Below are 19,405 nucleotides of genomic sequence, written 5' to 3' on the forward strand. Positions count from 1 at the left end.
ACGATGAGTGTGCGGTCGGCTCAGCGAGTGGTGGAGACGCTGCGCGCCTACGGGATTCGGTACGTGTTCGGCGTTCCGGGCGCCAAGATCGATGCCGTGTTCGACGCGCTGCTCGATAGCGACATCGAGCTGGTGGTGTGCCGTCATGAACAGAACGCGGCGTTCATGGCGGCCGCGGTCGGCCGGCTGACCGGTATCCCGGGAGCCGCGCTGGTGACGTCGGGACCGGGCACCACGAACTTGGCCACCGGCCTGGTGACGGCAACCACCGAGCAGGACCCGATGGTCGCGATCTGCGGCGCCGTGGCCCGCGCCGACCGCCTTAAGCGCACCCACCAGTCGATGGACGCCTGTGCCGCGCTGCGGCCATTCACCAAGTACACCGGTGAGGTCAACGATCCCGACAACGTCCCCGAAGCCGTCGCCAACGCGATCCGCGCCGCAACGACGGTGCCGCGCGGTGCCGCGGCGGTGGTGCTGCCCGCTGACGTTGGTGCCGCGACGACGGCGACGGCAATCGTGCGGCCAGCGCCGGTGCCACCACTGGGTGCCGCGCCGTTGGAGTCGATCGCCCAGGCGGCCAACCTGATTCGGGCTGCCGAACGTCCGGTGCTGTTCGTCGGGGTGCGCGCCGGTGAGCCGGCGCCGTGCGCGCAGTTGCGCGAGCTGCTCGCGGTGACCGACCTGCCGGTGGTGGAAACGTTCCAGGCCGCGGGACTGGTGTCACGCGAGCTCGAGGACCATTTCGTGGGCCGCGTCGGCCTGTTTCGCAACCAGCCCGGTGACGTCTTGATCCAGCACGCCGATGTCCTGGTAACCGTGGGCTTCGACCCCGTTGAATACGTCCCCCGGCTATGGAACACCGATCCGGCCCGGACACTGATACATATCGATGAGGTGCCCGCCGATGTCGACAACCACTACCAGCCGACGTGCGAGCTGCGCGGCGACATCGCGGCCACCATCGGCGAGCTGACCCGCCTCGTGTCGGGGCTGCGGTTGTCGGGCGAGGCCGGCGCTGCGGTCGCCGAGCAGCGCGAGGCGCTGCGCCGCATCGATGACGACGCACGAGCTCACCCGCACTCCGAGCGCGCGTTAGCGCCGGCGGCACTCGTGCTCAAGATCCGTGATGCGGTGCGCGACGACGCCACCATCGCCTGCGATGTGGGGTCGCACTACATCTATATGGCGCGCCACTTCCGCGTCTATGAACCGCGGCGGCTGCTGTTCTCGGACGGACAACAGACTCTTGGTGTGGCGTTGCCCTGGGCGATGGCCGCCGCGATGGTGCGCCCCGGAACTCAAGTGGTCTCGATCTCCGGTGACGGCGGGTTTCTCTTCAGCGCACAGGAATTGGAGACTGCCACCCGCCTGGGACTCAACTTCACCCACGTCATCCTGCGCGACAATGCCTACGACATGGTGGCATTTCAGCAGCTGCTCAAGTACGGACGCACCTCGGGCGTTGCGCTCGGTGACTACGACATTGTGCACTACGCGATGGCGTTCGGCGCCAAGGGAATTCGCGTCGGCAGCATGGAGGAATTTGAGGAGGCGCTGCAATGTTCGCTGACTGAACCCGGTGTCACCGTGATCGACGTGCCGGTCGACTACACCCGCAACACCGAACTTTTCGCGCAGCTGCATGCCGGAGTGGTGGACTGAACCGGCTGCTTGCGCTTGAGCGCATCGCCACCTAGGATATGAACAGTTGATTCATTCGCATGGCAATAGTTGCCAGCGAACATGATCGTAGCGCTCGCGGAATGCGAGGGTTCCGCCGGGTTGCGAAGTGGCACCGCCCCTATTGAGTTGGGCGAGCCCGGCGGTAGCCGAAACTGAAATGAGATGAGTTCATATGCTGTATGTCCTGTACGTCCGGTCGATGCGCCGACTCGGCCATAAGCTTTGGTTCGCCAAATACGTCAAGCACATCGCCTCGAAGTTGGACCGCGCATTGATTCGCCTCAGCCGCGGGCGGCTGTCGTTGATGGGTCCCGCGCTGACGACGATGCTGCTGACCACAACCGGGAGGAAGACCGGCAAGCGGCGCACGGTTCCGGTGTTCTACGTACCCGATGGCGAGAACTTGGTCGCGGCCTGCGAGAACCTCGGTCTGGAAACGGCGAGCAGTTGGCCCAAGAACCTGTTCGCAAACCCGGCGGCGGATATCGATATCGCGGGTAGCGCCAAGCGCTACCTGGCCCGGCTTGCCACGGGCGACGAGATCGACCGCAACATGCCGAAACTAGTGGAGATGTGGCCCGCGCACGACACCTACCTGAAGCGTGGCGGGGCCCGCTACGTCTTCGTCTTCGAGCCGGTCGATGCAGTGATCGCCGACACTGCGGTGGCTGGATAGCGACCCTTACCACTGCGCCCGGGTGCGGCCGTATTGGTTGTTTTGTTGCGTCTTTTTTCTGCACTGGTCGGACGGCGCGCGCGTGTTGCGCGCCGCACCCGGCGCCGGTCGCCTCGCGTATTCCGTTGACCGGCAAGTTATTTCATGCGGCTGTGGCAACGATTGGCGGGTTCGGCCGGGCAATTGCGAGGCTGCCCATTCAGGTGAAAATGCACATTTTTTCGCCCAGGTCTTAAAAAGGCTCTTGCGCTCTGGCTGCGCGCCGCATATCATAATCAACCGAACGATTACATAGGCAACTGTTATTACGTGCAATGATTGCACGCGGTAATACAGTTTGTGATCAGCAACGTGCCATCTGCGCGCCGGTTTGTCCGGCGCCGCGATCGCGCTTCCTCAGCAGCGAAATGTCGGCGATGGCGTGCTGCGCCAATGTCATGCCAAAAGCCTTGTTGCGTACCAATTTATCTAGGAGCAGGTGCAGTGAGTCGTGTTGCAATCGTGGGGATCGGGTGCCGGTACGCCGGCGGAATCGATTCTGCACAATCGTTTTGGGACTTCGTAGTTAACAAGGGCGACGGTGTGGTGGACATACCGGCCGAGCGGTGGGATTACCGCCGTTACTATGACCCCGACAAGCGTGCGGCCGAGCGGATGTACACCAAGCGCGCCGCGTTCCTCGAATGCGACCCCTGGCAGTTCGATCCCGACTTCTTCGGCATATCACCGCGCGAAGGAACCACCCTGGACCCCCAGCAGCGGATGATCATGGAAGTGGCCTGGGAGGCCCTCGACGATGCCGGCGTCGCCGGTCGAGTATCCGGTCAGTCCGTCGGCGTCTACGTCGGCGCGTTCACCACCGACCACGTCATCAACGCGGTGTCCGGCGCGGCGCTGGCCCACGTCAACATGCACTCCGCGGCGAGTGCCTCGTTCACCATGCTGTCGAACCGCCTCGCTTACGCCCTCAACCTGAAGGGGCCGGCGCTGACCGTCGACACCGCATGCTCCTCGTCCCTGGTCGCGTTCCACCTTGGGACACAAGGGATTATCAACGGCGACTGTGACATGGCTCTGGTCGGTGGCGTCAACATGATGCTGCAGCCGGAGACCTTCGTCACGATGTGCAAGGGCGGCTTCCTGGCCACCGACGGGCGCTGCAAGTCGTTCTCGGCCTCGGCCGACGGCTACGGCCGTGGCGAGGGAGCCGGGATGGTTCTGCTGCGCAGGCTGGAAGACGCCGTGCGTGACGGGGACCGCATCTACGCTGTGGTCGAGGCGACCGGTTCCAATCAGGACGGACGCACCACCGCGATCACCGTGCCCAGCCTGGATTCCCAAGAGGCATTGGCGCGGTCGGTGTGCGAGCGCTCCGGCATTCCTGCGCATCAGGTCACCTATGTGGAGGCGCACGGCACCGGAACACCGGTCGGCGACCCGGTGGAGCTGCGTGCGCTCGGCCGCGTGTACGGCGCCGTGGAGGGACGCACCGAACTTCTGCCCGTTGGATCGGTGAAATCGACGATCGGTCACACCGAAGCAGCCGCCGGCGTCGCCAGCGTCATCAAGGGGGCACTGGCGGTGTACCACCGGACGCTGCCGCCCCAAGGTTGGTTCGAGGACCCCAACCCCGATATTCCGTTCGATGAGTTGCGCGTTGCAATACAGCTCGAAGCCCGGGAAGTGGGTGTCGAGGTCGACCGGATGGCGGTTGCTATCAATGGCTTCGGATACGGCGGTACCAACGCACACGCGATCCTGGCCGAGCCGCAGGCGGCCACCCAGACAGCGCTTCCGCTGGCGCCAAAGCAACTCGACGTCAACGTATTTCCCGTTTCGGCGCGCAGCGAAGCGGCGGTACGCGAGCTGGCCGGCGCGTATGCCGACCTACTGGAATCCAGCACGGATCCCGACCACCTGCTCGCCGCGGCGTGGACGCGCCGGGCGCACCACCGCTATCGCGCTGGCATATCGTTCGCCAATCCGGTGGACCTCACCGAGCAGCTGCGCAAGCTGGCGGCGGGCGGGGCCCCGGTCGGCACGGTGGTGGGCCGCTGCGCCGGCTCGGTGTTCGTGTTCTCCGGCATGGGCCCGCAGTGGTGGGCGATGGGCCGCGATCTGCTGAACGCAGGCGGCGCGTTCGCATCCGAAGCCGCCCGCATCGACACCGTCTTTAAAGACATCGCCGGATGGTCGATCATCGAGGAGCTGTTGCGCTCCGAGGAAGAGTCGAAGATCGCCTCCACCGAGTTTGCCCAACCGGCGAACTTCCTCATCCAGGTGGCGCTGACGAACGAACTCGCCACGTTCGGAATCACTCCGGACATCGTGGTCGGACACAGCGTGGGCGAGGTCTCCGCGGCCTATGTGTCCGGCATGCTGTCGTTGCGCGACGCTCTGGTGGTGTCGCACCACCGCGGCAGATTGCAGGCTACGACTGCCGGAACCGGCGGCATGCTCGCGATCGGCTTGCCGGTCGACGACGTCCGGCCGCTGCTGGCCGACTACCCCGAGATCGATGTCGCGGCCATCAACAGCCCGTCATCGGTGACCGTGGCCGGTGACCCCGGTGAGCTGGAAGCTCTTTGCGAAACCCTCAGCGAGCGTGGCGTATTCGCCCGCATACTGCGCGTCGAGGTGCCCTATCACAGCCGCCGGATGGACCCCATCCTGGACGAGCTGAGGTCCGTGCTGGCCGATATCACACCCAGGGAACCACGCCTTCCGCTGTACTCGACGGTCACCGGCGCCGCCGCGACCAATTGGGACGCCGACTATTGGTGCGACAACGTGCGCCAGCCCGTGCGATTCGCCGACGCGATCAAGACCCTCGTTCGGGCGGGCCATCGCATCTTCATCGAGGTCGGCCCGCACCCGGTCCTTTCGGCGAACATCCGCGAGACCCTGCTTGCCGACGGGGAGTCCGGCACCACCGTCTCGACGCTGGACCGCAAGCGGCCCGACGCCGAAAGCGTGCGGCAGACGATCTCCGGGCTGTATGCCGCCGGAGCGCTCGACCTGTCCGGCACGTTCACCAAACCCGCCGGGCACCTGGCACTTCCGCGCTACCCGTGGCAGCGGCAACGCTTGCATCAAGAGCTGCCCGAACACACCCAGGCGAAGTACGGCTCCCGCGAGGGCTATTCGATGCTGGGAGACCCCGACCTCTACGACCGGTTGGCCTGGCAGCTGAAGGTCAGCGGGCAGACGCTGCCGTGGCTGGCCGATCACGTAGTCAACGGCGCGTGTCTCATCCCGGGTGCGGCATATCTGGATGCCGCGCTCAGTGCCGCGGCGATGCGTACCGGCAGCACGTCGGTGACCGCCGAAGACGTCCGGTTCGTTGCTCCGCTCATCGTCGATCCCGCCGACGGCACGGTGATGCGTACCGAGTTCGACGAGGCGAGTCGCCGCTTCACGATCCGCTCGCGCGCCGCGGCCAACACGGCGTGGACCGTGCATGCCACCGGGCGGCTGGTGGACGGAACGTATCTCGTCACAAAGCATCCGGTTCCCAATACCCGGGAGATGACCGAGATCGTGCCGGCGGCGCTGTATGCGGTGCTGGGCACCCGTGGCCTGACCACCGGCCCGAACTTCCAGCGCATCACCTCGCTACACGCGAGCGCGACCGAGGCGGTCGCCACGGTGGACGCCCGGCCGGACTCGGATGTGACGCGGCACTTCGCTCATCCCTGTGTCATCGACGCGGCGCTGCAGGTCGTGGCCCCGCTCATCGACCAGGCGGTCGGTCGTACGCACGGCACCGTCGTCCCCATCGCGGTGCAGGCGATCCGGGCCTTCGGCCCGCTCTCCGATGACGTCACGGTGATCGCTCGGCGCCACGAGAGTGACCCAATGTGCGCCGATATCGTCGTGCTGGATTCCGACCAAAGCGCATGCCTGCAGCTCGTCGGTGTTCGGTTCGGTTCCATCACCCCGGGGCGGGGTCCGCTCGACCACATGGACCCGCTGTTCTACGAGGAGGTGTGGGATCTTCGCGAGCAGCTGAGTCCGGACATGCTCACGCCCGCCGATCAGACCGCCACCCTGGTGGTGGCGATTGGTGACCGGCCGCACCGGCTGGCCCGTGAGCTGGCCGACGCTCTGCCGCACGGGGTCTACTATGACTGCACCAAGATGGTGGATTCCGAAGCCGACCCGTTCGATGCACTCCCGCAACGGCTTTCGGAGATCTCGTCAAATCTGCCGCGGTTGCATGTCTGCGTTGTCGCCGGCGAGATCGGCGATGACAGGGATGATGTTGGCGCCTTGTGGTCGCTGCAACAGGTCGCCACCGCGACCGAAAGGTTCCTCGACGAGCAGGACGGTGCGGGAACCGAGAAGAAGTCGGTGTTCGGCGACGGCTCGACCGGTGACGACACGTTCTACGTCAGCCTGGTGACCGAACGAGCATTCGCTCACCACAGCGACGTGTCGCTACCCAACCCCAGCCACGCGGGGCTGGCCGGGGCGCGCCGCGTCCTAGTCGGCGAGCAGCCGCGCCTGCGCTGGCGTCTGGTGGACGTCGAGCCGGATACGCAACTGATCGACCTGATGACCGAATTGTCAGTGCCGGGAGCGTTTTCCAACGACAATGCCGACGAAGTGCTGCTGCGCAGCGGCTTGCGGTTCACGCCGGTCATCACCCGCACCCTGCCGCAACGGCTGGAGGCGATGGCCAAGACCGAGCCGCTCGCCGACCCGGAGGCCAACTTCACTGTCGAGGTGCCCAAGTCGCGGATCATCTCCGAACTCGGCTGGCGGCGCTGCGCACGCCCGACGCCGGAACCCAGCCAGGTGGAGCTGCAGATGCAGGTCGTCGGACTGAACTACAAGGATGCCATCAAGGTGCTCGGCCTGCTCGGTGAAAGAGAGCTTGCACCAACGCATTTCGGCACCGAACTGGGCATGGAAGGCGTCGGGGTGGTGACTCGGGTCGGCTCGGACGTCACCGAGCTGGAAGTCGGCGATGTCGTCATCACCGCGGCCAAGGGCATGCTGACCCGCTACCACCTCGCCGAAGCGGGCCTGTGCGGCAAGCTCTTACCTTCGGGGCCTACCGGCTCCGTCGATTTCGGTCCCGAACACTGCACCAGCATCACCGCGTTCCTGACGGCCGAGCGATCCTTGCTGACGCTGGCCCGATTGGAGCCGGGTGAGACAGTCCTGATCCACGGCGCCGCCGGCGGCGTCGGCACGGCCGCGATTCAGGTCGCAAAGGCCCGTGGCGCAGAGGTTATCGGCACCGCCCGCACCGACGAGCGACGCGCGTACGCGCTGTCCGCCGGCGCGGACCACGTGATCGATTCGCGCTCGCTCAACTTCGTCGATGACGTTCGTGAAATCACCAACGGCCGCGGTGCCGACGTGATCATCAGCAGTGCCCCGGGCGAGATCCTGCGCCACAACTTCGAGGCCGTCGCCGAATTCGGGCGCATCATCGAAGTCGGCAAAGCCGATATCTATCAGGGCGGCACGTTGGATTTGGCGGCGTTCGACAAGAACGTCGGCTACTTCTCCATCGACATGGACCGCATGCTGGCCCACAACTCGCTGGGCTTCGTGGACCTGATCACCAGCATCTGCGAAAAGTTCGGCAACGGGACCTACCAGCCGCTGCCGGTGCAGGTATTCGGGACCGCAGAGCTGGCCCAAGCGTGCGAGGAGGTATTCCGCTCCGAGCGGACCGGCCGCGTGGCGGTCCGCCTCACCGACGACGCGCCACCGGTGAAGCCCAGCTGGCAGCAGGTCGTCACGCATTCCGACGCCTCCTACCTGATCACCGGCGGCTACGGCGGCTTCGGGTTGGCGACCGGACGATGGTTGGTCCGGCGCGGGGCCCGCCACCTCATCCTGGTCGGGCGCAGCGGTGCCACCACCGAGATCGCACGCAAGCAGCTCGAACAGTGGCGCACCGCCGGGATCGAGATCACCGAGGAACTGCTCGACGTGACCGACCAGTCCGCGGTTACCGCTCTGGTGCGACGCAGTCATACCGCCGAGCGTCCGCTGCGCGGTATCTTCCACACCGCGGGCGCGGTCGCCGATCAGCGGGTGGCCGATCTCGAGCTTGACAGCCTCAGGCGTGTCTATGACGCCAAGGTCGAAGGCGCGCGGGCACTTTGGGCCGCCGTCAGCGAGGTTGGAGTCACGCTCGACCAGTTCGCCTTCTACTCGTCGGGCGGATCGATGCTGGGCACCATGGGGCAGTACAGCTACACCTCGGCCAACCTCGCGTTGCAGTCAGTTACCGAGGAGATCGTTCGCCGTGGGCAGACCGCGATCTGCATCGGGTGGGGTCACATGTCCGGTCTGGCCGGCGGGATGGCTTCCGACGAGACCGCCGCACGGTATCTCAACGCCGCGGGCTTCGACCCGATCGATATGGACGACGGCCCCATCTATCTGGAAGCGGCGATGCGATTGGGCATCACGCAGGCGGCGATCATCCCGATCAACTGGTCCAAGGTGAACGCCACGGTTGGCCACCTGCGCCAGCTGCTGCGCACCACGGCGCTGGTTTCGGCTGCCGCTGAGGCGAATTCGTCCGGAGAGCGCCTGCGTAGCGCCCTGATCGCACTGGACGAAGGCAAGCGTGGCGAGGTAGTCGCCTACATGCTCGCCGAGCAACTGGCAGGCGTGATGGGTGTTTCAGCCGAGTCGATCGAAATCGATGTGCCGGTAACCGAACTCGGACTCGACTCGCTCATGGCCGTCGAATTCGGGGCCAGGGCCAGCCAAGCGCTCGGCGTGCATCTGGCCACGCTACAGATGGGACGTACTTTCGACCTTCGGCAGGCGGGCTCCCATATCGCAGAAGTGATCACTACCGGAACAGGAGCCGCAGCATGACCGCAAGCGTGGCATCGGCGCGTGACATCGCGCGCAGTCTACTCACCAACACCGATGGCGGCGAAAAGACCTCGCCGGCAGCCGATCCCGCGTCGGCCGTCGCGCCGCCGGTTGCTGCACCGCCGCGGCCGGGCGGCACCGGTAGACAAAGCCGGGGATTCGCCGATCAACCGGATGTGGTGGCGGCGCGGGAACGCGCCCAAAGCGCACTGGCCATGGAGAAGCTGACCAAGATGCCCAATCCGCTGTTCATCCCGCGGCAAGGGTTCAACACCTCGGTCATCGACGGGCCCTACGGGGCGACGACCAACTTCTCCAACTACAACTACCTCGGACTGGCTCATCACCCGAAAGTGATTGGGGCAGTGCAAGAGGCGGTGGGCAAGTACGGTGCCTCGGCGTCGGCGAGCCGGATCACGTCCGGTGAGATCGAGATCTATCCCAACCTGGAGCGCAAGCTGGCCGATATCTATGACGTCGAAGCGGCCATCATCGCCACCAGTGGATATCTGACGAACTCCGGGGTCATCGGGTTCCTCATGAGCGAACGCGATGCCGTCGTCTGTGACGCGCTCATCCACAACAGCGTGATCACCGGAGCGCGGTGGGCGGGTGCGCGCAGCATGACATTCCGCCACAACGATCCCGAATCGTTGCGTGGTGTGCTGCGCATGTCGCGGGAGCGCTTCGACCGGGTGCTCGTCGTCATCGAAGGCCACTACAGCATGGACGGCGATGTCGGGCAGCTTCCCGAACTCGCCGCTGTGGCTCGCGAATTCGACTGCGCCGTCATGGTCGACGAGGCGCACTCGATCGGGGTGTTCGGCGCCCAAGGGCACGGCGTGCGTGAACACTTCGGCCTGCCCGGTGACGCGGTGGACATTTGGATGGGCTGCCTGTCCAAGGCGCTGGGCAGCTGTGGCGGGTTCATCGCCGGCAGTGCCGAGCTGATTCAGGCGCTGCATACCTCTCCGGTGACGACGCTGACCGTTGGTCCGCCACCGAGTGCGGCCGCGGCCGCGCTGGCCGCACTCGAGGTGCTCGAAAGCGAGCCCGACCGGGTCGCCCGGCTGTGGAGTAACGCCAAGCTGTTCAGTTCGGCGCTGCGCGAGCGCAACCTCGACCTCGGGTTCTCGCAGGGCACCCCGATCTGTCCGGTACTGGTTCCCGGCGAGATCCAGGTTCTCTACGCGTCGTCGCTGCTGTTGCAACGCGGCGTGTACGTCGGCCCGGTGGCATCGCCTGGGGTCGGTCCGGGCCAGGAGCGCCTGCGGTTCTTCGTGACCGCCGAACACACCGAAGAGCAATTGATCACCACCGCCGATCTGGTAGCCGAAGTCGTTGGTCTGGCTACCGAAGTCGGCGCCGCGATCGCGATGTGAGACGGGACGAATGCCGACGTGGTGACCACCTTTGCACGCTTCATCCACCGCTATGCGCTATGGGTCGTCGGCGCATGGCTGGTGGTCGCCGGCGTCGCGAATGTCTTTGTCCCCCAGCTAGAACGGGTGGTCGCCACCCATGAGGGCCCACTGTTGCCGGCCGACGCCGCCAGTTCGGTTGCGGTGCAACGCTCGGCGGCGGCGTTCTCCGAGCCGGCGACCGACAACATCGAATATGTCGTGCTGGAACGCCATGGGCCGCTGACCGAGGCGGACCGGGCGTTCTACCGGCAGGTGATCACGGCGCTGCGTGGCGATTCCCGCCACGTCAACGACGTCATCGACTGGTGGGGAACGCCGGCGACCGCGGATGCGGCGCTGAGCAAGGACCGCAACGTGGCGCTGGCCGTCGTGCGCCCGTCGGGCATGGTGGGCACGTCGGCGGCCAGGGCGTCGATAACCGCTATGCGCGGAATCGTTTCACGATTGCACCCGCCCGAGGGGCTGCAGGTATACATCACCGGCCCCGGGGCCACCATCATGGACGAGTTCGGTGCGATCGATGCCCAGACGCTACTCATCACGCTGGCAACGACCGTAGCGCTACTGCTGTTGCTGGTCATCGTCTACCGGTCGCTCATCACCGCAATGGTTCCGTTGGTGTCGGTGGGCCTCGCGCTGGCGGTGGCCCGGCCGATCCTCGCCGTGCTCGGTGGTGCCAACCTGATCGAGGTTTCGCCGCTGTCCATCGCATTGAGCGCGGGTGTGATTCTGGGTGCGGGCACCGACTTCGCCATCTTCTTGATCGGGCGCTACCACGAACGGCACAAAGACGACGTCACCTCCGCCGCAGCGTTACCCGAGGCCTACCGCGGTGTGACGCCGGTGATCGTGGGGTCGGCGCTGACGGTGGCCACAGCCTTCGGATGTCTGGCTTTCGCGCGCATCAGTATCTTCCGCGCCAACGGAACCGCGTGTGCCGTCGGCGTTCTCGCTGCCATGCTGGCAGCGCTGACGCTGACGCCCGCCCTGATCGCACTCGCCGAACGCAGGAACCTGCTCAAGCCCCAACGTTCGTCGATAGCGCGGCGCTGGCGGCGGATCGGTGTCATCGTGGCCCGCTGGCCGGGACCGATCCTGGTGACCAGCGGTGCGGTGATTCTCGCGATGGCGATTCCGCTGTGCGGGATGAGCATCGGTTGGGACGAAGCCGCCGCTACTCCGGCCGGCGCGGAATCCAACCGCGGCTACCAGGCGACCGACCGTCACTTCGGCCCCAACCAGCTGCTGCCCGACGTCGTCACCATCGAAACCGATCACGACGTCCGCAATCCCGCCGGCCTGATCGCCATCGAGCGAATCACTAAGGCGATCATGGCGATACCCGGCGTGCGGATGGTGCAATCGGCCAGCCGTCCGGACGGGGCGGTGCCGCAGGAAGCCACGCTGACCGCGCAAGCCGGCAAGATCGGTGATCAGCTCGACGATGCGCTCAGCCAGATCACGTCACGCCAGACAACGTTCACCGAACTCAACGCCTCACTCGACGAAATGGCCACTGCGCTCGACGGCCTGCGCAATGGTCTGCAACTCGGCGCCGCCGGGCTGGGGGAGGTGAATTCGGCCGCCGGACAGATGCATGACGCGATGGGCAAATTCAAGGGCACCATTGACGACGTCTCCCAAAATCTGGACCCCCTGCGGAGTTTCACCGCGCAGATACCGAATTGCGTCGGGACTCCGGTGTGCAGCGACATTGCGGGGCTGGTGCAGTGGGCCGACGACGTGGTGGCAAGCTCGGCGCAATTGACTGATAGCGCAGGGCAACTCGCACACGGCTCCGCCACTACCGAGGCCGGACTGGCCCAGCTGCCGCAGGTGCTGAACGGTGTCGGCAGTTCCCTGCAGCGGGCACGCGCGGCAATGGCGGGCTTTCAAAGACTGATCGACGGCATCAGTTCACCGATACAGGAACTATCCGGTTACCTGCACGACTTGGCCGGCGCGTTCGACGGCAGCCCCGGCACCGGCTATTACGTGTCCCGCAAAGCCATGAGCGATCCGCGGATGCGCGAGGTATTGCAGAATTTCGTGTCGCCCAACGGTCAGGCCACCGTGCTGGTGGTCTACGGGGACGGGCACGAGTGGGGCAGCGATGGTGTCCAGCGAGCTCAGGCGATCAAGGCGGCCATCCGGGAGGCCACCAAGGAGGGCACGTTCAAGGCGACCGCCGTCCAGTTGGCCGGCGTCGGACCGACGACCCGCGACCTGCAGGCGCTCGATCGCCAGGACATGCTGCTGCTGGTGGCCGCGGTTCTGGTGGTGGTGTTCGCGATCGTGGCACTACTGCTCAGAAGCCCGGTGGCCGGGCTGGTGGTGGTCGGTACCGTCGTCATCTCCTACGCGGCGGCGCTGGGCGCCAGCGTTTTGATCTGGCAGTACCTGCTCGGACATGAATTGCATTGGGCGGTACCGCCGATCACTTTCGGCGCGCTGGTCGCCGTCGGCTCCGACTACAACCTGCTGTTGGCGTTGCGCATCCGGGAGGAGCGTTGGGCCGGGCCGCGCCGCAGCATCATCCGTGCCTTCGCGGCCACCGGTGGGGTGGTCACCACCGCCGGACTTGTCTTCGGCATAACGATGTTCGCGTTGGCTACCAGCAGCGTGCTGAACGTCGCGCAAATCGGGACGACCATCGGCGTGGGGCTGGTGCTCGACACTTTGGTCGTGCGGAGTTTCATCCTGCCGGCGTTGGTGGGCCTGCTTGGTCGCTGGTTCTGGTGGCCACACCTGCGCGCCATACCGAAGGCCAAAGCCCAACCGGGTGTCGACGATGCCGCCGGGGAGTCCGCCGCGGGCGCGATTGATCCCGCGCCTTGCGACGCGGCGCGTGATTTGGTGGGGGCCGGCCGCTGATGATGAATAGAGCAGCGACGCAGCAGGATTCGAGGAGAGAGGCCTACTACATGACGGTTGCAGCGGACCTGACACCCATCTCGAAAACCGCGTTCTATTGCTGCGGTATGCGGGCCGAGGATGCGCGGTCGCCGCGGTCTTTGTGTGCAGACATCTACGCTCAGGATTTCCTGACCGAGGAAGGCCAGGCGATCTTCGATAGGTTCCACGAGTCGGCCCGGCAGAACGTCAGCACGGTGCTGCGGTCGCGGATCATTCAGGATGAAATCGCGCAGCATCTCAGAGCCCATCCGGATCTGCAGGTCGTCAACATCGGCGCCGGTTTCGACAGCCGCGCCTTCCGGATCGCCGGGGGCCGCTGGTTCGAGTTCGACGAACCGGCCGTCATCGAACACAAGAACGCTCGGCTACCGGCGGATACCTGCCCGAACCCGCTGCGGCGCATCTCGGTCGAGTTCGACAAGGGTGACCTGCGAAAGGCGTTGAGCGCCTGCGATCCTGCGGCTAAGACCCTGATAGTGATCGAAGGCGTGTTCATGTACCTGACCCGGGAGCAGACCGTCGACCTACTGCGGACACTGCGAGTGGCGCTGCCCGAACACACGCTGGTCTGCGACTTGATGAACAAGACGTTCTTTGAAAAGCACATGGGGAAGGCCTACGACACCATCGTGGCGCTGGGCAGCGAGTTCAAGCTGATCGAGTCCGAACCCGAACGGCTGTTCCTGGACAACGGTTATTACCGCGACGGTGATCCCGTCTCGGTGGTGGGACGGGCACGCGACTTCGGGCGGATCTGGGTGCCCGAACTGTTGTTCAGGACGGTGTTGAAGAGTGTGCGAGATGGCTATCGCGTGCACACTTTTGGATCCACCTCGGCCGGATCGCTGGTGCGGCTATTTTAGCTCTGCCGAGGACAGGCCCAGCAGCCGCCGGGCGACGACCAGCTGCTGAATCTGCTGAGTTCCCTCGAAGATATCCAGAATCTTGGAGTCGCGGGCCCACTTCTCCAGCAACGTCTGCTCGGAATAGCCGGTGGTGCCGGCCAATTCGACGGTCTTGAGCGTGACGTCGCTGGCCATCCGGCCCGCCTTGGCCTTGCTCATCGACGCTTCCTTGGAGTTGGGGATGTTGTTGTCGGCCTGCCACGCCGCACGCAGCGACAGCAGATAGCTGGCCTCCCAGTCCGCTTCCATCCGCAAAAACTCTGCGGCAGGCGCACTTTGGGCATGCGACGGCTTGTCGTAGTCGATCTCCACACCGGCGTTGGTGAGGATCTTTCGGATCTCTTCCAGCGCGGCGCGGCCGACTCCGACGGCCATGGCGGCAACGATCGGCCGGGTGTTGTCGAAAGTCTCCATCACACCGGCAAAGCCTTTGCCGACTTCGATTTCCGGGTTACCCAGCAGGTTGTCCTTGGGAATGCGGGCATTGTCGAACCGGATCACCGCGGTGTCGGAACCCTTGATGCCGAGCTTGTGTTCGAGCCGTTCGACGGTGACGCCGGGGTGCTCGCGCGGCACGATGAACGACTTGATCGCCGCGCGGCCCTGCGACTTGTCCAGCGTGGCCCACACCACGATGTGGGTGGCGCGCGAACCGGCGGTGACGAAGATCTTCTCGCCGTTGATGACGTACTCGTCGCCGTCCAGGGTGGCCGTGGTCGACACGGCCGCCGAGTCCGATCCGAAGCCCGGCTCGGTGATGGCCATGGCCGCCCACACCTTGCCCAGGCGTTCGAGCTGTTCGTCGGTGGCCACAGCGGAGATCGCCGCGTTGCCCAGGCCCTGGTACGGGATGGACAGCAGCATCGCGACATCGCCCCAGCAGGCCTCCAGGGTCTGCACGAGGGCGGCCATGTTGCCGCCGTTGTGGTTGTCCTCTTTGCGCTCGCTGTCGCCGAGGGTGTCGGCTCCGGCGAAGCTGAACGATTCGGCGGCGCCCTCGAACATGTTGATCAGCGTGTCCAGCTCGACAGGGTAGGCGTGTTCCTTCAGGTCGTACTTACGCGCGATCGGCCGGACCAGCTCCGCGACGCCCTGATGGGTCTTGACGATGACGGCCTGCAACTTGCGTGGGAGCTCCAGATTGATTGCCATGATTGATCTTTCAGCTCGTATCAGATAGTCACCCAGGTGACTATTTAAATGACTACTTAGACGACTACTACGCCCTCGGCGACGCCGATGGCCCGTAGATCCCGGTACCAGCGTTCGACCGGGTGCTCCTTGGTGTAGCCGTGGCCGCCGAGCAACTGCACGCCGTCGAGGCCGATCTGCATGGCCTTGTCGGAGCCCAACCGCTTGGCCAGCGCGGCTTCCCGGGCGAACGGCAGGCCCTGCTCGGCGCGCGAGGCGCCGCGCCAGGTGATCAGGCGCAGCCCGTCCAACTCGATAGCGATATTGGCGCACATGAAAGCGACGGCCTGACGCCGGGCGATCGGCTCGCCGAACGCTTCGCGTTCCTTGACATACGGGACGACGTAGTCGAGCACGGCATGCGAGGTGCCTACCGCTAATGCCGCCCAGCCCAGCCGGGACAAGGCAATCGCCTCGGAGTAGTCGTCATCAGTGGCTTGGTCCTCACCGAGCCGGGCGCTTAGCGGAACCGAAACCCCTGACAGCTCAACCTGACCCAGTGCTGCGGCACGAATGCCCATGCTCGGGTCGGACCGCACGGTCAGACCCGGGGTGGACGACTCGACGATGAACAGCGCCGGCTTCCCGTTCAGCTGTGCGCCGACGATGAACAGCTCGGCATCGAGGGCCGCTGGTACCAAGGACTTCACGCCATCGAGGCGGTAGCCGGACGGTGTTCGCACCGCGATGGTCTTGAGCCGCGTCGGGTCGAACAACGGCTGCGGTTCGGCGATGGCCACACAGGCCTGCGGAACATTATCGCCGGCAAACTCTTTGAGGTAGGTGGCCTGCTGATCGGCGCTGCCCCAATGGGTCAGCGCCGACGCCACGCCGCCGGGAGCCAGAATCGGCAGCGCCAGCCCCATGTCGCCGTAGGCCAGCGCCTCGGCCACCAACACATTGGTCACGCTGGAGCGGTGTTCGGCGATGCCGTCGAAATCCTCGGGAATGTTGATCGCGGTGATGCCCAGCTCGGCGGCCCTGGTGATCAGGTCGGCCGGGTAGGTCGCGGCTTCGTCGGCGTCATGGGCGGCCGGCCGCAGCACCTCCGCGGCGAATTCGTTGACGGTCTCGACGATCAGCTTCTGGTCGTCGTCGGGCGTCAGGTCGAAGTAGTCCTTGCCGCTGGACTTCAGCCGGGTCGGTCCACCGCGCAGGCTCTGCACCCGTTTGAATTGACGGCGTGCTGCGGTGGTGGTGGAGAACAGCCGCTTGGTGCCGTACCGCAGGCCGCGATTGAGCGGATCGCGCAGGTGGTATTTGTCCAGGAACTCCTGGCCGACGAATGGAGTGATGAGCGCGATGGCCACGTCGACGCCGGTCCGCTTATGCGGCTGCATTCCGATCGCGGTTTGGCTACTCGGCTTTGCGGGGCGTTTGGTGCGCGCCCCGGAGGGCTTTGCAGAAGTGTCGGTCATGTCGGCGGGCCTCCATCGTTGGGGCGATGCGAATAACCGTATCTTACTCCGGAGTAAGATAGGTAGGCCCGTGTTAGTTAATTCACATCGGGCCGAAGCAGGTTCAGCACTTCTTCGTGTAGCCGGCCGTTGGTGGCCAGTGCGTCGCCACCATGGGGTCCGGCGGCGCCGTCCAGTCCGGTGAACTGTCCGCCGGCCTCGCGCACCAGAATGTCCAGCGCGGCAAGATCCCACACCGACACCTCGGGTTCGGCGGCTATGTCGACCGCACCCTCGGCCACCAGGCAGTAGGACAGGAAGTCGCCGTAGGCGCGCACTCGCCACACGGCGTCGGTGAGCTCGATGAAGCGTTCGCGCAAACCGCGCTGCGCCCATCCCGACAGGCTGGAGAAGGACAAGCTCGCCGAATCCAGTTGCGCGACAGCAGAAACCGACACCCTGCGCGATGGCGCGCCGTCGACCGACGCGAACGCGCCCTGGCCGCGCGCCGCCCACCATCGGCGATGCAATGCCGGTGCGCTCACCACCCCGACCACTGGCACGCCGTCTTCGAGCAAGGCGATCAGACTGGCCCACACCGGCACTCCGCGCACGAAGTTCTTGGTGCCGTCGATCGGGTCCAGGATCCACTGTCGGCCACTGAAGGTGGCCGTACCCCCGAACTCCTCGCCGAGCACGCTGTCGCCGGGCCGCTCACGGCCGATCACCTCGCGCAGGTCGGCTTCGACCGCCCGGTCGGCGTCGGTCACCGGCGTCAGATCCGGTTTGGTCTCGATGTGCAGGTCCAGCGCACCGAACCGAGCGCAAGTCGCCGCGTCGGCGCGGTCGGCGAGCGTCAGCGCGAACGACAGATCGGGGGCTGCATCGTCGCCGGTGCGGGAACTCATGCCAGCAGTCCTACCATGGGCCAGGTGTGGGAATTCGCGGTACTGATCCTGCTGGTGGCGGTTCTGTTGGCGTTTCTGGCCCCGCGGTTGATCCCGCGCGGACCGCGTGGTGCGCTGGCGAGCGGCACGCTGCTGGTGACGGGCGTCAGCTCGCCGCCGGACGGTCTCGATGAGCAGTACGTCACCATCGCCGGCGTTATCAACGGGCCCACCGTCACCGAGCACGCCGTTTATCAGCGGATGATCGTCAGCCCCGACCGTTGGCCGGCCGTCGGCCAAACGCTCGCAGTCGTGTACTCGCCGAAGAACCCAGACAACTGGTCGTTTGCCCCCGAGCAGCCGCCGGCGCAGTGACGGCGCTGGTCAGCCGGCCGCGGGTGGGCGTGGCATCACGGTGAGGCGGGCGCCGTAGCGAGGCAGGATCCCGGTGCCGCGCTGGTTTCCCACCAGGGCAGCGGGCACGCCGGGCATGGCGTGCTGGATCGGTTCGCCGCCGGAGAGAGTGGTGAGGCCCGCACTGGACAGCGGGTGAACCGGGGCGCTCGTCGGCGCGGCCCAGCGGGCCGGAACCGACAGGGGCCCGATCGAGCCCGCCCTGCCGAGAGCCGCCGTCACCGCGCCGGCAGCGCTCGGTGTCTTCATAGCCGACACCATGGGGCCAAGCGCGTTCGACAGCGCCGGCGCCAGATCGGCAAGGCCGGTGGTAGCCGTAGCGGCGAGGTTCCGCACGTTGCCCATGCCCGAGAATGCCGACGCCAGCCCGGTGAACATCGACAAGTTGTTGCTCGCGATCCCTGAGAGTTCGTAGGCGATGTCGAGCATGACCGGGTTGTCGACCGAACCCCCACCGACTGCCGCCACCGCGCTCGTCTGGGTGGTCAAACCGGTCCGATTGGTCATCTGCGCGGGGTCGGTGAACGGTGTAAGCGCCGCCGTCGCCGCCGCACAGGCACTGGCGTATTGGTACATCGCGGCGGTGTCCTGGGCCCACATCGCCGCGTAGGCAGCCTCGGTGTCAGCGATCGCGGCGGAATTCTGGCCAACCCAGTTGGTCCCGATCAGCATTTGCAGCAGGCTGCGGTTGGCGGCGATCACCGCCGGGGGCACCACCGAGGCATGAACCCGGTCGAACGCCGCGGCCGCCGCGCGGGCCTGATCGGCGGTCTGCCGCACTTCTGCGGCGGTAGCGTCCAGCCAACCTACGAAAGGGAGCACCGCGGCCGCCATCGACGCGGACGCCGGGCCCCGCCAGCGCAACGTGCTCAGGGCCGAAATCACCGAGCGATGGCCGTCGGCCGCGGACTCCAGCTCGTTCGCCAGGCCGTCCCAGCTCGCGGCGGCCTCCACGAACGATGCCGACCCGGGGCCGGTATAGATACGCCCGGAATTGAACTCCGGCGCCAGTAACGCGTAATCCACGGATTCACGGTCGCGCCGATTGTGCGGC

General features: G+C 65.9%; 11 protein-coding genes. 7 read left to right on the plus strand and 4 right to left on the minus strand.

Annotated elements, in window-relative coordinates; all coding sequences use genetic code 11:
* The first annotated feature begins 3 nt into the window (after window positions 1–3).
* The 6 genes from alsS to AWC27_RS05115 all read left to right on the plus strand — a co-directional run bounded on the left by alsS (window position 4) and on the right by AWC27_RS05115 (window position 14,420).
* The gene (gene alsS / locus AWC27_RS05090) at window positions 4–1,665 is read left to right on the plus strand and encodes an acetolactate synthase AlsS (RefSeq protein WP_085669480.1); all 1,662 of its coding nucleotides are present in this window, start codon (window positions 4–6) and stop codon (window positions 1,663–1,665) included.
* A 193-nt stretch (window positions 1,666–1,858) separates the two neighbouring features.
* A complete protein-coding gene (locus AWC27_RS05095; RefSeq protein WP_085669481.1) occupies window positions 1,859–2,362 on the plus strand; it encodes a nitroreductase/quinone reductase family protein in 504 nt (167 codons plus the stop codon).
* Window positions 2,363–2,845: 483 nt separating this feature from the next.
* Window positions 2,846–9,217 (plus strand): type I polyketide synthase, encoded by a 6,372-nt coding sequence (locus AWC27_RS05100; RefSeq protein ID WP_085669482.1) that lies wholly within the window; start codon window positions 2,846–2,848, stop codon window positions 9,215–9,217.
* Window positions 9,214–10,599: an aminotransferase class I/II-fold pyridoxal phosphate-dependent enzyme gene (locus AWC27_RS05105; RefSeq protein ID WP_085669483.1), complete on the plus strand. Its 1,386-nt coding sequence runs from the start codon at window positions 9,214–9,216 to the stop codon at window positions 10,597–10,599. The genes AWC27_RS05100 and AWC27_RS05105 overlap by 4 nt, the downstream gene beginning before the upstream one ends.
* 21 nt (window positions 10,600–10,620) lie before the next feature.
* Complete coding sequence (locus AWC27_RS05110; RefSeq protein ID WP_085669636.1) at window positions 10,621–13,515, plus strand: MMPL/RND family transporter; 2,895 nt, start codon at window positions 10,621–10,623, stop codon at window positions 13,513–13,515.
* Between the two features lie 50 nt (window positions 13,516–13,565).
* Window positions 13,566–14,420: a class I SAM-dependent methyltransferase gene (locus AWC27_RS05115; RefSeq protein ID WP_169726722.1), complete on the plus strand. Its 855-nt coding sequence runs from the start codon at window positions 13,566–13,568 to the stop codon at window positions 14,418–14,420.
* On the opposite strand, the gene AWC27_RS05120 is transcribed toward AWC27_RS05115, so the two are convergent.
* The 3 genes from AWC27_RS05120 to hisN all read right to left on the minus strand — a co-directional run bounded on the left by AWC27_RS05120 (window position 14,412) and on the right by hisN (window position 17,958).
* Window positions 14,412–15,614: an acyl-CoA dehydrogenase family protein gene (locus AWC27_RS05120; protein WP_085669485.1), complete on the minus strand. Its 1,203-nt coding sequence runs from the start codon at window positions 15,612–15,614 to the stop codon at window positions 14,412–14,414. The two genes, AWC27_RS05115 and AWC27_RS05120, sit on opposite strands and share 9 nt — an antisense overlap.
* A 56-nt stretch (window positions 15,615–15,670) precedes the next feature.
* Window positions 15,671–17,071, minus strand: coding sequence for an acyl-CoA dehydrogenase family protein (locus tag AWC27_RS05125; protein WP_085669486.1), 1,401 nt, complete (start codon window positions 17,069–17,071; stop codon window positions 15,671–15,673).
* A 77-nt stretch (window positions 17,072–17,148) separates the two neighbouring features.
* Window positions 17,149–17,958 carry a histidinol-phosphatase gene (gene hisN / locus AWC27_RS05130; RefSeq protein ID WP_085669487.1) on the minus strand — a complete coding sequence of 270 codons (810 nt, stop codon included), beginning with the start codon at window positions 17,956–17,958 and terminating at the stop codon, window positions 17,149–17,151.
* Between the two features lie 15 nt (window positions 17,959–17,973).
* On the opposite strand from hisN, the gene AWC27_RS05135 reads away from it, so the two are divergent.
* Entirely contained in the window at window positions 17,974–18,312 is a 339-nt protein-coding gene (locus AWC27_RS05135; protein WP_085669488.1) for a hypothetical protein, read from the plus strand.
* Between the two features lie 9 nt (window positions 18,313–18,321).
* Here the strand turns inward: AWC27_RS05135 and AWC27_RS05140 are convergent, their stop codons facing one another.
* Window positions 18,322–19,377, minus strand: coding sequence for a PPE family protein (locus AWC27_RS05140; RefSeq protein WP_085669489.1), 1,056 nt, complete (start codon window positions 19,375–19,377; stop codon window positions 18,322–18,324).
* Between the last annotated feature and the right edge of the window lie 28 nt (window positions 19,378–19,405).

Source organism: Mycobacterium szulgai, assembly GCF_002116635.1.
Taxonomy (GTDB): Bacteria; Actinomycetota; Actinomycetes; order Mycobacteriales; family Mycobacteriaceae; genus Mycobacterium; species Mycobacterium szulgai.

Bases quoted from the DNA above. Each gene is read 5' to 3' on its own strand.
- alsS (WP_085669480.1), top strand. From the start codon at position 4: ATGAGTGTGCGGTCGGCTCAGCGAGTGGTGGAGACGCTGCGCGCCTAC.
- AWC27_RS05095 (WP_085669481.1), top strand. From the start codon at position 1,859: ATGCTGTATGTCCTGTACGTCCGGTCGATGCGCCGACTCGGCCATAAG.
- AWC27_RS05105 (WP_085669483.1), top strand. From the start codon at position 9,214: ATGACCGCAAGCGTGGCATCGGCGCGTGACATCGCGCGCAGTCTACTC.
- AWC27_RS05115 (WP_169726722.1), top strand. From the start codon at position 13,566: ATGACGGTTGCAGCGGACCTGACACCCATCTCGAAAACCGCGTTCTAT.
- AWC27_RS05120 (WP_085669485.1), bottom strand. From the start codon at position 15,614: ATGGCAATCAATCTGGAGCTCCCACGCAAGTTGCAGGCCGTCATCGTC.
- AWC27_RS05125 (WP_085669486.1), bottom strand. From the start codon at position 17,071: ATGACCGACACTTCTGCAAAGCCCTCCGGGGCGCGCACCAAACGCCCC.
- hisN (WP_085669487.1), bottom strand. From the start codon at position 17,958: ATGAGTTCCCGCACCGGCGACGATGCAGCCCCCGATCTGTCGTTCGCG.
- AWC27_RS05135 (WP_085669488.1), top strand. From the start codon at position 17,974: ATGGGCCAGGTGTGGGAATTCGCGGTACTGATCCTGCTGGTGGCGGTT.